The following is a 14,619-nucleotide window of genomic DNA, read 5'->3' on the forward strand; positions in this document are numbered from 1 at the left end:
GGCTTCCTTACGTTTCGTGCCAGGTGCGGCCGTCGCGCTCGATGAGGGCGATGGCCTGGCTCGGACCCCAGGTGCCGGCGGTGTAGCCCTGCGCCTGCTGGCCCGTCGCTTCCCAGGCCTTCAGGATCGGGTCGATCCAGCGCCATGCGGCTTCCACTTCGTCGCGCCGCATGAAGAGCGTCTGGTTGTTCCTGATGACGTCGAGCAACAGGCGCTCGTAGGCGTCGGCATTGCGGGCGTCGAAGGCTTCGGCAAAGCTCATGTCCAGCGAGACGTTGCGCAGGCGCATGCCGCCCGGGCCGGGGTCCTTGATCATCAGCGACTGCTTGACGCCTTCGTCCGGCTGAAGACGGATGATCAGCTGGTTCGCCTCGATGCGGCCGGCCGAGGGGTCGAAGATCGAATGCGGGATCGGCTTGAAGGTGATGACGATTTCCGACATGCGCGCGGCAAGCCGCTTGCCCGTGCGGATGTAGAAGGGCACGCCCGCCCAGCGCCAGTTGCCGATCTCGGCCTTGATGCCGACGAAGGTCTCCGTGTTGGAAATGCCGCCTTCCAGCTCCTCGAGGTAACCCTTGACCGGGCCGCCGGCCGAGGCGCCCGCGCGGTACTGGCCGCGTACGGTGAGGCGCTCGACATTGTACTGGTCGATCGGCTTGAGGGCGCGCAGAACTTTAAGCTTCTCGTCGCGCACGGCTTCCGCGTCCATGGAGGAGGGCACTTCCATGGCCACGAGGCAGAGAAGCTGCAGAATGTGGTTCTGCACCATGTCGCGCAGCGCACCGGCCTTGTCGTAGTAGCCAGCGCGGCTTTCAAGGCCGACGGCCTCCGCAACGGTGATCTGCACATGGTCGATATGGGCGGAGTTCCACAGCGGCTCGTAGAGCGCGTTGGCAAAGCGCAGCGCCATCAGGTTCTGCACCGTCTCCTTGCCGAGATAGTGATCGATGCGGAAGATCTGCTCTTCGCGGAACACCTTGCCGATCGTGTTGTTCAGCTCGTTGGCCGAGGCAAGGTCGCGTCCGATGGGCTTTTCGACGACGATGCGGGTCTGCTTGGTGATCAGCTTGTGGTCGCGGATCTTCTCCGAGATGTCGCCGAAGATGGCGGGGGCGACGGCGAGGTAGAAGGCCCGCACGCGTTCCTTGCCCTCATCGAGAAGCTCCTTCAGCTTGTCCCAGCCGCCGTCGGACTTGGCGTCGACGGCGACATAGAACAGCCGGTCGCAGAAGGTCTTGACTTCGGCCTCGTCGAATTCGCCTGGCTTCAGGTGCTCCTTCAGCGCATCCACGGCGAACTTGCGGTACTCCGCATCCGTATAGGCGGTGCGCGACGCGCCGATGATGCGCGTCGGGTCGGAAAGCTGGCCGGCGAGCTGCCGGTGGTAGAGGGCCGGAAGGAGCTTGCGTTCCGCAAGATCGCCGGTTCCGCCGAAGACGACATAGTCGAAAGGCTCAACGGGAATGATCTGGCTGCTCATCGGATATCTCGATCTCGTTCTGTTGCCGGGTGTTATAATCTAATCGATTTAAAAACACCAGCGTGCAACGCAACAAAATCGGTGCTTTCGACTCGATCAGAGCTTGTCGCGTAGCGCGTACCACGTCATGGCGAGGAACAGAAGCGGCGAGCGGAACCGGGCACCACCGGGGAAGGCCGGGATTTTCAGGGCCTTCAGCTGGTCGAGTTCCGCGCTGCCGCCGGTTACCCCCTCGGCGTAGAGTTTGCCACAATAGTTCGACAGCATGACGCCATGGCCGGAATAACCACCGATCGTGGTGATGCCGGGCATGACTTCGCGCACATAGGGCTTGCGCGGCATGGTGATGCCGACGGAGCCGCCCCAGGCATGGGTGAGTTCTATACCCTTCAGTTCGGGATAGACTTCCTCGATCTGCCTGCGGATGGGCGGCGTCATGTCGTCGAGGTTTTCCGAATAGGCCTCGCGTCCGCCGAAAAGCAGGCGGCCGTCGCGGGTCTTGCGGAAATAGCGCACGACGAAGCGCGTGTCAGCGATCGCCTCGCCGCCGGGAATGACCGACGGGAACTTGTCGAGCGGCACGGTCGCACCGATGAAGGAACGGATCGGCATGACATGCGCGGCCGTCTTCGGTTCCAGATTGCCGATATAGGCATTGCAGCAGATCAGCGCCTTGTCGGCGCGGATCGTGCCTCGCGCGGTGGTGATGACAGCCTTGCCGCCCGCCCGTTCGATCTTCAGGGCAGGGGTCTTTTCATGCAGGTCGGCGCCGGCTGCCTTGGCTGCGCGGGCGACGCCGACGAGGAGTTTCATGGGGTGAATATGGCCCGTGCCCGTGTCGCGCAGGCCGAAGAAGAAGCGCTTCGAGCCGACGCGCTCCTCGGTCTCCGCCCGGTCCATGTAGCTCAGGTGCTCGTAGCCGAAGCGGGTCGCGGCGATCTCGATATGGTCGCGGAATTCCTTCTCGTAGCTTGTCTTGTGGCTGACATTGAGCTGGCCGGGCACATAGTCGATATCGAGGGTCTGGCTTTCGGCGAAATCGTGGATGTAGCGCTTCGCGTTCTCCGCAAGGTCGAACAATGCCTTGGCGCGCTCGAAGCCGAGTTCGGCTTCCAGGCTTTCCGCCTCGGCGCGCTGGCCGGTGCCGAGCTGGCCGCCATTGCGGCCGGACGCGCCGTCGCCGAAGCGATGCGCTTCGATGAGCGTGACGCGCACGCCCTTCTTCGCGAGATTGTAGGCGGCCTGCAGGCCGGTGAAGCCGCCGCCGACAATGGCGACGTCGGTATCGACGGAGCCGTCGAGGGGGGCATATTCGGGGCGTTCGCCGACACTGGCCTCATACCAGGAAACGCCGGGAGAAATCGGGCTTTGCCAGGGCATTACACACACTCGTGTTCAAGAGGGTGCGGCGGCGCGCCGGGGCGCCGGCCGCTCTCAGGCTCAGATCTTGTCGGGCGGCCCGGACCGCCGGGGCCGCTCAGACGTTGAGCAGCAGGAACTCGCGTTCCCAGGGGCTGATCACCTGCATGAAGGTCTCGAATTCCCCACGCTTCACGCCGGCATAGAGGCCGATGAACTCCGCACTCAGCACCTCGGCCAGCGCCGGGTCGGATTCGAGCAGCGACACAGCCTCGAGCAGGCCGCGCGGCAGGTCGATCGACCCTTCGTTGGCGGTGTCTTCGGTGGGCGCCGTCGGTTCCAGCTCGTTCATGATGCCGAGCAGGCCGCAACCGAGCGAAGCTGCCAGCGCGAGATACGGATTGGCATCCGAACCCGGCAGGCGGTTTTCGACGCGGCGTGCGGCGGCATCCGACACCGGCACGCGGAACGCCGTCGTGCGGTTGTCGTAACCCCAGGCATTGTTCACGGGTGCCGACATGTCGGGCGTCAGGCGCCGGTAGGAATTCACATAGGGCGCCATCATGACGAGCGTCTTCGGCACATAGGCCTGCATGCCGCCGATGAACTGGAAGAATTCCTTCGAGGGCGAGCCGTCCGGATTGGAGAAGACGTTCTTGCCCGTTTCGATCTCCACCACAGACTGGTGGATATGCATGGCCGAACCCGCCTGTCCCTGCATGGGCTTGGCCATGAAGGTGGCATAGATGCCGTGTTTCAGCGCCGCCTCGCGGATCGTCCGCTTGAACAGGAACACCTGGTCGGCAAGCTCGACCGGATCGCCGTGGCGCAGGTTGATTTCGAGCTGCGCGGGGCCTTCCTCGTGGATCAGCGTGTCGATCTCGAGGCCCTGTCGTTCGGAGAAGTGATAGATGTCGTCAATCAGTTCGTCGAACTCGTTGATCCCCGCGATGGAGTAGCCCTGGCCGCCCTGGATGGCGCGGCCGGACCGGCCTTTCGGCGGATGCAGCGGATAGTCCGGGTCGTCGTTGACGGCGACGAGGTAGAACTCGATCTCCGGCGCAACGACCGGCTTCCAGCCACGGTCGCGATACATCTGCACGACGTTCTTCAGGACGTTGCGCGGCGTATAGGGCACGTTCTCGCCGGTCGAGCCGACGATGTCGCAGATGACCTGGGCGGTCGGGTCGCTCTCCCACGGCACGACGGACAACGTCGATAGATCCGGCAGCAGTTTCAGGTCGCTGTCGCGCGGTTCATAGCGGAAATTGCCCGTTTCCTCCGGATAGTCGCCGGAAATCGTGTGGCGATAAAGGGCGGAGGGCAGGGCGAGCGATGTGTTCGAGGTGAACTTCGATGACGGCATCATCTTGCCGCGCGGAACCCCCGCGAGGTCGGGCGTGATGCATTCGATGTCTTCGATGCCGCGGGCGCGAAGCCAGTCTGCGGCGTCCTTCCAGGTCTTTACCCCGCGCGGCACGCTGATGGCGGGAGGGATTTTGGTAGAGCGTGCAGCTTTTTCGATTGTAGGGATAACGACTTTCTTTTTGGACGGCATGAGACACCGGGTTTGGTTGACGATGATGCCATCATAAACGGAGTTTATTGCTTGGCTAGCTCCCCCCGGGGGGTAGAAAACGCGAATTCTTCAAGAAAATCTGTTTTTCCCATCCCGATTGACTTTCGGTCGCGATGGCGGAAAGGAGAGGCAAACAAGGATCGCACACGTGGCAGAACGGCGGGACGTCGTCATCATCGGGGCAGGCGCGGCGGGCATGATGTGCGCCATCGAGGCGGGCAGGCGCGGGCGCCGCGCGCTCGTCATCGACCACGCCCGCGCGCCGGGCGAGAAGATCCGCATCTCCGGCGGCGGACGCTGCAACTTCACCAATATCCATGCGGGACCGAAGAACTTCCTCTCTGCCAATCCGCATTTCTGCAAGTCGGCGCTTGCCCGCTATACGCCGCGTGATTTCCTCGATCTCGTCGAGCGCCACCGCATCCCCTGGCACGAAAAGACGCTGGGCCAGCTCTTCTGCGACAGTTCGGCGAAGGACATCATCGCCATGCTGCTTGCCGAGATGAAGGCGGCGGGTGCGGAGTTGAGGCTGTCGATGCCGATCAGCGCCATCGAGCACGACGGTCAATCCTTCCGCGTGGTGACAGAGCATGGAACGGTCGAAGCGTCCTCGCTGGTCATCGCCACGGGCGGCAAGTCGATCCCCAAGATGGGCGCGACCGGTTTTGCCTACCGCGTTGCCGAACAGTTCGGCCTTGCGGTTACCGAAACCCGCGCCGGCCTCGTGCCCCTGACGCTCGATCCCGCGACACTTGCTGCCCATGAAGGCCTGCCGGGCGTGGCGGTCGATGTCGTCGCCCGCCACGGCAAGGCGGAATTCCGCGAGGCGGCGCTCTTCACCCATCGCGGGCTCAGTGGCCCGGCGATCCTGCAGATCTCGTCCTATTGGCGGGAAGGGGAGGAGATTGCGCTCACCCTCTGCCCCGACGTGGATTTTGCGACGGTGATCGCCGCAGCGCGACGGGAAAACGGCCGGCAGGCGGTGCAGACCGTTCTTGCCGAGCACATGCCGAAGAAGCTTGCCCAGCTTCTCGTCACCGAGCTTGGCATCGACGGGCCGCTCGCCGAACAGCCGGGGCGCCGCATCGATGCGCTTCTTCAGCGTCTGAGGGACTGGCGCCTGCGCTCGCCCGGTTCGGAAGGCTACCGGACCGCGGAGGTCACACTCGGTGGTGTCGATACGGCTTTTCTTGATTCCCGCAGCATGGTCGCGAAGGCGGTGCCGGGGCTCTATTTCGTCGGCGAGGCGGTGGATGTGACGGGCTGGCTTGGCGGCTACAATTTCCAGTGGGCCTGGGCATCGGGCCATGCCGCGGGGGGGCACGCCTGACCTCGCGATACGGTCTTTACCGTCTTTTAAGACCTCGGGGCGGATGCTCTCGCTATGTCGGCGTTTCCGACCTTCCCTCGTGAAGGCGGAGGCAACATGATGTGGGCCGGCTGGCCGGATCATCCGGGTGTCTGTATCCGCGTAACGGAGTATCGCCGCATGCCTGCAAGACGCCGCCCCGCCCGTGCCATCGCGATTGCCGCTACCGCCGAGGAAAGCCGCCGGCGCCTCGTTGCGATTGGCATCCATTGCTCGCTTGCCGCGAGCCTTGTCATCGCCCTCGCTATTGCCGCGTTCTGACAGGCACCTGTCATAAATCGGTTTAAATGGTGATGGAATTTTAAAGATTGCCGCCGATCATCCGCCGCATAGGGTTCCGGATGCCGCGTCCCCATGATGGATGTCGACACGGCTGGCAATGACTGCTCCCCCGGATACGCGGCATTGCGGCCGCATGAAGTCGGTAATCCGGCGTCCGAATCCTGGGGAGGCCTCAAAAAGAGGCAGGGGTGGAGCACGCCGACAACGGATGTTCCGCCATGTTCATTGATAAGATTCTCGCCCGCTTCAAGATCCAGACCAAGGTCCTGGTCTTCATCCTGCCTTTCGTGCTCAGCATCTGCGCCGTGGGCTTCACCGGGCTCTATGCCTCCGGCCTGCTGCAGGGCCGCATGGAGATTTCCAACAGCGTCCTCCAGTCGCTGAGCGGCTTCAAGGATGTCTATGCCGGCATGAACCGGTTCCTGCAGAACACCAGCGAAGAAAACCGCGACGCCGTGCACCAGCGCCTGACCGCGCAGGACGCGGTTCTCCAGGCGACGATGGATGGCCTCGCGCCCGATGCCGACAAGTCCAAGCTGGTGGATGCGCAGGCCCAGACGAAGGATATCGAGGCCCGCATGGACGGGCTGTGGTCGCTCTATGTCAACGAGAACGGCCTGCACGAGACCATGGCCAAGAACCTCAACTATCTCTCCAGCGAGCAGGTGAAGATCCTCGACGAGGCGACGAAGCTGCAGCGCACCGTGCGCCAGAACGAAAATTCCGCAAAGAGCATGCTGCGCGAGGCCGAGCGCCTGACCAATGCCAGCAAGTTTTTCGGTGATCTTCTGTCGGAGTTCAGCCGCGGCGCAACGCCGGAGGACCAGCTGAAGGTCATCAAGGAGCGCTATCCCTTCATTTCGAAGACCGAACGTTCGATCGCGATGATCCTGCCGAAGAACCAGAAGGTCGTCTCCATCACCATCCGCAACACGATCGACGAACTCGGCGGTTTCCTGTCCTCGTCGGATCCGGCGAGCGTCACCGTGCCGGAAATCGCACGCCGGGTGAACCGCTTCCGTCAGGTCACCATCCAGCTCCAGGGCGCCGCATCGGAAAAGATGCGTGAAGCAACCCGCATCTTCAGCGAACTCGACGCACCGATCATCAAGTCCGAGGCGGTGCTGTCGGCCACGCGCAAGCTGGTGTCTTCGATCGACGACATCGAGGTCGCCGCCGCGCGCTTCCTCGGCCAGACGTCGGAGCAGAACCGCGTCAAGCTGCTCGGCAACCTGTCTATCCTGCGCATCGACATAAAGGCGCTCAGCGGCAGCGCGAGCGATCTTCCCTTCTTCGACGCCGTTGACGACGCGCTGCGTCCGGTGCTCGACCGCATCGATGCGGACAGCGCCGCACTGGTGAAGATCAGCACCGAGCGCGCCGCCGATTTCGAGGCCGCAGGCCAGTCCATCGATACGATCTGGAATCTCCTCAGCCAGTTTGCCGAGGAACAGAAGACCAGCGCCGGCACCGAGCGTGAAAAGGCCAACCAGGTTTCGATCCTCGCGACCGTCGCGGGCGCTGCGATCGCCGTTCTTGCCGGCATCGCCCTCGTGCTGACGCTGAAGGGCCCGATCAGCCAGATCACCGGCGCCATGCGCCGCCTGGCGGACGGTTTCCTCGACACGGGTATTTCCGGCGAAGGCCGCGCCGACGAGATCGGCGACATGGCCCGTGCTCTCGGCGTCTTCAAGGAGAACGCCCTCTCGAAGATCCGCGTTGAGGCCGAAAGCGAAGAGCAGCGCAAGGCCGCGGAGGCCGAACGCACCCGCAACGATGTCGAAAAGCAGGCGTTCGACCGCGAGATCGACTTTGCGGTCAGCGCGCTGGCCGCCGGTCTCGAGCGCCTCGCGCAGGGCGATCTGTCGCGCCAGATCGACACGCCGTTCTCTGGCCGTCTGGAGCAGTTGCGCCAGGACTTCAACGTCTCGCTGACGCGCCTTCAGGATACGCTCGGCCAGATCCGCAACAATGCGCTGTCCATCCAGCGCAGCGGTTCGGAGATGCTGCAGTCGGGCGATGCGCTTGCCAAGCGCACCGAATCCCAAGCTTCCTCGCTGGAGGAAACCGCCGCCGCCGTCGAGCAGATCACGGCGACCGTACGCTCCTCCGCCGAGCGGGCGCATGAGGCGAACATCGTCGTCGGCACGACCAAGCGCAGCGCCGACAGCTCTGCCGCCGTCGTCAGCAATGCGATTGCCGCCATGGGCCGTATCGAGGGGGCGTCGCGCCAGATCGAGCAGATCATCGAGGTGATCGACGACATCGCCTTCCAGACCAACCTGCTTGCCCTCAATGCCGGCATCGAGGCCGCCCGTGCGGGCGAAGCCGGCAAGGGTTTTGCCGTCGTCGCGCAGGAGGTGCGCGAGCTCGCCCAGCGTTCGGCCAGTGCTGCGCGCGAGATCAAGGGCCTCATCGAGAAATCGACGAGCGAGGTCAGCGCCGGCTCGCATCTCGTGCAGGAAACGGGCGCAGTGCTCGCCGCGATCAGCCAGCAGATCGTCACGGTCAGCCAGCATGTGGACATGATGGCGACGGCAAGCCGCGACCAGGCGGCAGCGCTGCAGGAGGTCAACGGCTCCGTCAACCAGATGGACCAGATGACCCAGCAGAACGCCTCGATGGTCGATATCACCACCGCGGCGAGCCGCAAGCTGGCAAACGAGGCCGATACGCTGATGATGCTGGTCGAGCAGTTCCGCCTGGAGGCGGACGAGCAGACGATGTACCGCGCCGCCTGATGGTGTGCATCCCGCGGGCGTGGCGTGCAGCCGCGCCCGCCGGAAGCCTTGCTGCTTCCGTCCGGCAAGGTTGCCCAACCCTGTGCCCTGTGATCCCATGGCCGGCATGACCCACCGCACGATCCTGGCCGCATTGCGGCAATGCGCCCGGCGCCACAGCCGCGTCGCGCACGAGGCGGACGACCTGATGCAGGACGTCCTGCTGTCGGCGCTCGCTGCCGGCCGGCGCATCACGGATCCGGGGTTCGTGGCCTGGGCAAAGGGTGCGATCCGCAACCACGCCCGCTTCACCGCAAGGACGGCCGTGCGGCGACGGGTCCGTGAAGCCGCTTTCGAAGCGCCGCAGGACATGCCCGATCCTGCGCCCCTGTTCGCGGCGGTCTTCATGGCGTCTTTGCCGCCCGCCCAGCGCGTTCTGGCGCTTCTCGTCAATCTCGGCCTCGGCCGTGCCGAGATCACACACCTGCTTGGAGTAAGCGACATGGCCTTCCGCCAGCGTCTCAGCGGGCTGCGCAGCGCGTTCGACGCTTTCGGTGGCGAGGCGGCTTCACTGGACGGGTTTGCACTGCTTTCGGCCGGCGGCCCTGCGCGGCGATCGTTGAAGCAGGCCCTCAAGCCGCATGCCCCGCGCGCTTTCGCCATTCGCGATCCTGATGGCATTCCCATTTTCTTTTCGAGGCGCGATCACGTTTCGCACGGTGACGGCAACTAGCCGGCGCAACAACAGGAGGCTTGCATGACGATAAACTTCAACGGCGTCACCATCATCTTCAACGTCGCCGATATCGAGCGCACGCGAAGGTTCTACAGGGAGTATCTCGGCATCGAATTCGAGCGCCACGAGGACGAGGACGCTGGCGCCTTCCTGATGACGAAGATCGGCACGGAGGTGGATCTCATGGTCTTCAAGGGCGATCCGCAACCCGGCAACACGCCCAATGTGGTCTTCGGTCTTGCCGATGGCGGCATCGATACGGTGATCGAGCGGCTGGCCGCGGCCGGCGTCGAGATCGTCACGCCGGTCTCGCACGCGCCGGGCGGCTGGTTCGCCGACTTTCGCGATCCGGATGGCCAGATCGTGTCGTTCTATCAGTCGGCTGAGGTGCCGAGAGCTCTGACCTAGGGGCCAGCCTCAACCGAAAACCCCCGGCGCGCAGGGAGCGCCGGGGATCTTGCTTCGACTGGATGGTGCCTGTCAGCCGCGACCCTGCGTGACGATCACGGGGATCAGGAGGTCGCCCCAGTTGCCCTCGCCGCCATGATGGCGGGCGGAGCGGACCAGCTCCACCGAAACGCCGGCCTCGACCGCCTTCATGACGGACTGGTTGAGGCGGTGCAGGTCGTTGGCGACCATGCGGATCATGGCCTGCTGGTCGGGGGTCATGGCGGAGGCCTGTTCTTCCGCGCGTTCCTTGACTCGGGTCTGGACTGTCATGGCATTTCTCCTCTTTTGAGCATTTGCAGGCAGGCGGTAAGCCTGCCGTCGCAGGAATGCGGCTCTGTTGGGGTTCTTGAAAGGTTGACGGGTCGGGTTACTCGGCGGCCGGGCGGAACTGCTCGTGCTCGGTCGATTCATGCATGGCGGTCGTCGAGGACTGGCCGCCGGTAATGGCCATCGAGACGGCGTCGAAGTAGCCGGTGCCGACTTCGCGCTGGTGCTTGGTGGCGGTGTAGCCGTTGATCTCGGCGGCGAATTCCGCTTCCTGCAGCTCGGAATAGGCTGCCATCTGGCGGTCCTTGTAGCCGCGGGCGAGCTCGAACATGCCGTAGTTCAGCTGGTGGAAGCCGGCGAGCGTGATGAACTGGAACTTGTAGCCCATCGCGCCCAGCTCGCGCTGGAACTTGGCGATCGTCGCGTCGTCCAGGTTCTTCTTCCAGTTGAACGAGGGCGAGCAATTGTAGGCGAGCAGCTTGCCCGGATGCGCCTTGTGCACGGCTTCCGCGAATTTGCGGGCCTGTTCTAGGTCCGGCTTGCCGGTCTCCATCCAGATCAGGTCGCAGTGCGGCGCATAGGCGATGGCGCGGGCGATGCACGGCTCGATGCCGTTCTTGACCTGGTAGAAGCCTTCGACCGTGCGACCCTTGTCCCTGTCGACGAAGGGCTGGTCACGCTCATCGATATCGGAGGTGAGAAGCTTGGCGGCCTCCGCATCGGTGCGTGCGACGACCAGCGTCGAGGTGCCCATGACGTCGGCGGCAAGGCGCGCGGCGTCGAGGTTGCGGATATGGGCTGCCGTCGGGATCAGGACCTTGCCACCGAGATGGCCGCACTTCTTTTCAGAGGCGAGCTGGTCTTCGAAGTGGACGCCGGCAACGCCGGCCTCGATGAAGGCCTTCATGATCTCGAAGGCATTGAGCGGGCCGCCGAAGCCGGCTTCCGCATCCGCGACGATCGGGGCGAACCAGGTGTCGACCGAAAGGCCGTTGCCTTCTGCCGTTTCGATCTGATCGGCCCGCTGCAGCGTGCGGTTGATGCGCTTGGCGAGCTCCGGTGCGGCATTGGCCGGATAGAGCGACTGGTCGGGGTACATGGCGGAGGCCGTATTGGCATCGGCGGCGACCTGCCAGCCGGAGAGGTAGATCGCCTTCAGGCCGGCGCGGACCATCTGCATGGCCTGGTTGCCCGAGAGCGCACCGAGCGCATTGACGAAATCTTCCTCGTGGATGAGCTTCCACAGGCGGTTCGCACCGTTCTCAGCCAGCGTGTGGCGGATCTGGACGGAGCCGCGCAGCTTCTCGACCGTCTCGGCCGTATAGGGGCGCTCGATGCCGTCGAACCGGCCCTTCGGTGCGCTCGGGACGAGATTGTAAAAATCGGTCATAATATCCTCCGGTACGATGTCTCAGGATCGGGCTTGGCTTTCTTCGTTGCCCGATTTCATGTGACAGTATTTACATCGCAGCGCACAATAGGGCGAGAGAAAACCGGAAAATCAGCGATGCAATCGGGTAATGATGTCTTGTCTTTGACAGAAGTGCTCTGTAAAAAAGTAAAAATTGTAAATCTTCCGACGGTGGCATCGGTGTAAAGGATTTGACACATGGCGGAGAACAAGATCTTTGCCGGCCCGAAAGTCCGGCGCATTCGCAACACGCTCGGCCTTACCCAGACGGCAATGGCCGAGGGGTTGTCGATCTCGCCGTCCTATCTCAATCTCATCGAGCGCAACCAGCGGCCGCTGACGGTCCAGCTGCTTTTGCGCCTCGCTTCCGTCTACAAGGTGGATCTCGATGAGCTGCAGGGCGAAAGCGCCGGCAATGCGCGCCAGCTGCGCGAGGTCTTCGCCGATCCGCTGCTTTCGGGAGAGTTGCCCGGCGATCAAGAGCTGGTGGAAATCGCCGAAGCGGCGCCGAACGTGGCAAGTGGCATCCTGAAGCTTTACCGTGCCTATCGCGAACAGGCTGCGCGTCTCACCGACCTTGCCGATCTTCTGGCCCGCGAGGGCCATGCGACGACGCTGTCGGGTGCGCTGCTGCCGATGGACGAGGTGCGCGACAAGCTGGAGGGGCGCCCTAACTATTTCGGCGCCATCGACGAGGCGGCGGAGCGGTTTCATGCGGCGCTGGCGCCCGGCGACGACCTGGCCGCCGCCCTGAAAGGCTGGCTGCGCAAGGAGCACGGCGTCGTCGTGCGGCTTCTGCCCGTCCACACCATGCCGAACCTGCGCCGTCGCTTCGACCGACATTCCATGCGGCTTTTCCTGTCGGAGCGCCTGTCGCCCTTCGACCAGCTGCGCGAGATCGCCATGGAAACGGTGCAGCTCGCCCTTCAGGACGAGATCTTCGCCGAACTCGACCAGCTCGCCTTCTCGACGGCGGAGGCGAAGCGCATCGCCCGTTTCGAGCTGGCGCGCTACGCTGCCCACGCGCTGATGATGCCCTACGAGACCTTCCATTCGACGGCCCAGCGCGTGCGCTACGACATCGACGTGCTGCGCTCGCGCTTCGGGGTTTCCTACGAGCAGGCGGCAAACCGGCTGACCATGCTGCAAAGGCCCGGCAGGGCGGGCGTGCCTTTCTTCATGCTGGAGATCGACAATGCCGGCAACCGCTTTCGTCGGGCGGGCGCGCAGGGCTTTCCGCAGGCGCGCTTCGGCGGTAGCTGTCCCAAGCTCGGCGTTCACTCCGCTTTCTCGCAGCCCGGGCAGATCCTCGTCGACCGGGTGGAAATGCCTGACGGTGCCGCCTTCCTCGCCATCTCGCGCACGCTGGAAGGGCCGCAGGGCGTTTTTGCCGAGCGGGTGCGCCGGACCGCGCTGTTGATCGGCTGCGATGCCGCCCATGCGGAGGAGACCGTCTACGGCGAAGCGGTGCGGCGGGAGGGCGCGGTGGCGGTCGGAACGGCCTGCCGGCTCTGCGAGCGGCAGGGCTGTCTTGCCCGCGCCGAACCGCCCGTCACGCGGCCTCTCGGCCTTGACGAAATGGTCGCCGGCCTCAGCCTTTTCGACTTCCAGTGACTTTTTGCTTGATTTCCGCCGCCGTTAGGGCTTCAAATCTGATAGGAATGGGAACAATGTGATATCAAAATTCGCCCTGTGTTTGAGTAGAATGCCGCTTGTCGCCTCTTGAAAAACATCCATAATCGGTGACTGTTCTTCATACGAACTCATAGGTCCGAGAGAAAAACTGGGAGAAAAATCAATGATAAAACGTACTCTTTTGGCGACTGCCGCCACGCTTGCGCTGTTTGGCGCGGGCGGTGCGCTCGCGCAGGAAAAAGTCGTTAACGTCTACAACTGGTCGGACTATATCGATTCCTCGATCATCGACGATTTCACCAAGGAAACCGGCATCAAGGTCGTCTACGACGTCTATGACTCGAACGAGATCCTTGAGACGAAGCTGCTTGCCGGCGGCACGGGCTACGACGTGGTGGTGCCGACCAACACCTTCCTGCAACGCCAGATTTCGGCCGGCGTCTACCAGAAGCTCGACAAGTCCAAGCTGCCGAACCTCAAGAACATGTGGGATATGGTCGCCACCCGCATGCAGCCGTTCGACCCGGGCAACGAATATTCGATCAACTACATGTGGGGCACGATCGGCATCGGCTATAACAAGGCCAAGATCAAGGAAGCCCTCGGCACGGACACGATCGACAGCTGGAGCGCGATCTTCGACCCGGCCAACGCCGAGAAGCTGAAGGATTGCGGTATCAATCTCCTGGATTCGCCGACCGACATCATTCCCGTCACGCTTGCCTATCTCGGCCTCAATCCCGATAGCCATGACCCGGCCGACATTGCCAAGGCCGAAGAAGCGCTGATGAAGATCCGCCCCTTCGTGCGCAAGTTCCATTCGTCCGAATTCATCAACGGTCTTGCGAATGGCGACATCTGCATCGCCGTCGGCTGGTCGGGTGATATCTTCCAGGGCCGCGACCGTGCGGAGGAAGCCGGCAACGGCGTCGAGGTCGGTTACACGATCCCGAAGGAAGGCACGCAGATGTGGTTCGACCAGATGGCGATCCCCAACGATGCACCGCATGTCGACGAGGCGCATGCCTTCCTCGACTACATCATGCGCCCGGACGTGATCGCGAAGGCCTCGACCTACATCCACTATGCCAACGGCAACAAAGCGGCACAGGCCGTCATGCCGAAGGAGATCCTGGAAGACGCGACGATCTATCCTGACGATGCGACGCTGGCCAAGCTCTTCACCAACACGACGCTGGACGCAAAGACGCAGCGCCTGTTCACACGGACCTGGACCAAGATCGTGACCGGTCAATAACCGGTCCGGAACGAATTGCCCGGAAGCCTCTTCCGGGCAATTTCATTTATGCCGCCAGAAAATAAGAGATGGG

At 63.4% G+C, this 14,619-nt stretch carries 12 protein-coding genes; 7 read left to right on the forward strand and 5 right to left on the reverse strand.

From position 1 onward, the window contains the following. Positions 1-7: 7 nt before the first annotated feature. The 3 genes from zwf to K0P03_RS02020 all read right to left on the reverse strand — a co-directional run bounded on the left by zwf (position 8) and on the right by K0P03_RS02020 (position 4,397). Entirely contained in the window at positions 8-1,480 is a 1,473-nt protein-coding gene (gene zwf / locus K0P03_RS02010) for a glucose-6-phosphate dehydrogenase (RefSeq protein ID WP_272788760.1), read from the reverse strand. 96 nt (positions 1,481-1,576) lie between these two features. Beyond that, positions 1,577-2,860: an NAD(P)/FAD-dependent oxidoreductase gene (locus K0P03_RS02015; RefSeq protein WP_272788761.1), complete on the reverse strand. Its 1,284-nt coding sequence runs from the start codon at positions 2,858-2,860 to the stop codon at positions 1,577-1,579. 97 nt (positions 2,861-2,957) lie between these two features. Continuing rightward, positions 2,958-4,397, reverse strand: coding sequence for a glutamine synthetase family protein (locus K0P03_RS02020; RefSeq protein ID WP_024270950.1), 1,440 nt, complete (start codon positions 4,395-4,397; stop codon positions 2,958-2,960). A 169-nt stretch (positions 4,398-4,566) separates the two neighbouring features. Between K0P03_RS02020 and K0P03_RS02025 the strand changes: the two genes are divergently transcribed. From K0P03_RS02025 to K0P03_RS02045, 5 genes are all read left to right on the forward strand, one after another. After that, positions 4,567-5,748: an NAD(P)/FAD-dependent oxidoreductase gene (locus tag K0P03_RS02025; RefSeq protein ID WP_272788762.1), complete on the forward strand. Its 1,182-nt coding sequence runs from the start codon at positions 4,567-4,569 to the stop codon at positions 5,746-5,748. A gap of 159 nt (positions 5,749-5,907) precedes the next feature. Next, a complete protein-coding gene (locus K0P03_RS02030; RefSeq protein ID WP_165909348.1) occupies positions 5,908-6,048 on the forward strand; it encodes a hypothetical protein in 141 nt (46 codons plus the stop codon). Between the two features lie 239 nt (positions 6,049-6,287). Then, positions 6,288-8,810 (forward strand): methyl-accepting chemotaxis protein, encoded by a 2,523-nt coding sequence (locus K0P03_RS02035; protein ID WP_272788763.1) that lies wholly within the window; start codon positions 6,288-6,290, stop codon positions 8,808-8,810. Positions 8,811-8,907: 97 nt separating this feature from the next. Then, the gene (locus K0P03_RS02040; protein WP_050745430.1) at positions 8,908-9,522 is read left to right on the forward strand and encodes an RNA polymerase sigma factor; all 615 of its coding nucleotides are present in this window, start codon (positions 8,908-8,910) and stop codon (positions 9,520-9,522) included. Between the two features lie 24 nt (positions 9,523-9,546). After that, on the forward strand, positions 9,547-9,933 hold the full coding sequence (locus K0P03_RS02045) for a VOC family protein (protein ID WP_023516664.1): 387 nt from the start codon (positions 9,547-9,549) through the stop codon (positions 9,931-9,933). A 72-nt stretch (positions 9,934-10,005) separates the two neighbouring features. Here the strand turns inward: K0P03_RS02045 and K0P03_RS02050 are convergent, their stop codons facing one another. Further along, positions 10,006-10,245: an SMc00767 family acetate metabolism repressor gene (locus tag K0P03_RS02050; RefSeq protein ID WP_023516665.1), complete on the reverse strand. Its 240-nt coding sequence runs from the start codon at positions 10,243-10,245 to the stop codon at positions 10,006-10,008. 97 nt (positions 10,246-10,342) lie between these two features. After that, on the reverse strand, positions 10,343-11,632 hold the full coding sequence (gene aceA, locus K0P03_RS02055; RefSeq protein ID WP_023516666.1) for an isocitrate lyase: 1,290 nt from the start codon (positions 11,630-11,632) through the stop codon (positions 10,343-10,345). 219 nt (positions 11,633-11,851) lie between these two features. Between aceA and K0P03_RS02060 the strand changes: the two genes are divergently transcribed. Next, entirely contained in the window at positions 11,852-13,267 is a 1,416-nt protein-coding gene (locus K0P03_RS02060) for a helix-turn-helix domain-containing protein (RefSeq protein ID WP_272788764.1), read from the forward strand. Positions 13,268-13,436: 169 nt separating this feature from the next. Continuing rightward, positions 13,437-14,546 carry a polyamine ABC transporter substrate-binding protein gene (locus tag K0P03_RS02065; protein ID WP_197032927.1) on the forward strand — a complete coding sequence of 370 codons (1,110 nt, stop codon included), beginning with the start codon at positions 13,437-13,439 and terminating at the stop codon, positions 14,544-14,546. Positions 14,547-14,619 lie beyond the last annotated feature (73 nt).

Source organism: Shinella sp. HY16 (assembly GCF_028534175.1).
Lineage (GTDB): Bacteria > Pseudomonadota > Alphaproteobacteria > Rhizobiales > Rhizobiaceae > Shinella.

What these genes read in the sequence shown, in the direction of transcription:
- zwf (WP_272788760.1), bottom strand. Translation starts at nt 1,480, where the DNA reads ATGAGCAGCCAGATCATTCCCGTTGAGCCTTTCGACTATGTCGTCTTC.
- K0P03_RS02015 (WP_272788761.1), bottom strand. Translation starts at nt 2,860, where the DNA reads ATGCCCTGGCAAAGCCCGATTTCTCCCGGCGTTTCCTGGTATGAGGCC.
- K0P03_RS02020 (WP_024270950.1), bottom strand. Translation starts at nt 4,397, where the DNA reads ATGCCGTCCAAAAAGAAAGTCGTTATCCCTACAATCGAAAAAGCTGCA.
- K0P03_RS02030 (WP_165909348.1), top strand. Translation starts at nt 5,908, where the DNA reads ATGCCTGCAAGACGCCGCCCCGCCCGTGCCATCGCGATTGCCGCTACC.
- K0P03_RS02035 (WP_272788763.1), top strand. Translation starts at nt 6,288, where the DNA reads ATGTTCATTGATAAGATTCTCGCCCGCTTCAAGATCCAGACCAAGGTC.
- K0P03_RS02040 (WP_050745430.1), top strand. Translation starts at nt 8,908, where the DNA reads ATGGCCGGCATGACCCACCGCACGATCCTGGCCGCATTGCGGCAATGC.
- K0P03_RS02045 (WP_023516664.1), top strand. Translation starts at nt 9,547, where the DNA reads ATGACGATAAACTTCAACGGCGTCACCATCATCTTCAACGTCGCCGAT.
- K0P03_RS02050 (WP_023516665.1), bottom strand. Translation starts at nt 10,245, where the DNA reads ATGACAGTCCAGACCCGAGTCAAGGAACGCGCGGAAGAACAGGCCTCC.
- aceA (WP_023516666.1), bottom strand. Translation starts at nt 11,632, where the DNA reads ATGACCGATTTTTACAATCTCGTCCCGAGCGCACCGAAGGGCCGGTTC.
- K0P03_RS02060 (WP_272788764.1), top strand. Translation starts at nt 11,852, where the DNA reads ATGGCGGAGAACAAGATCTTTGCCGGCCCGAAAGTCCGGCGCATTCGC.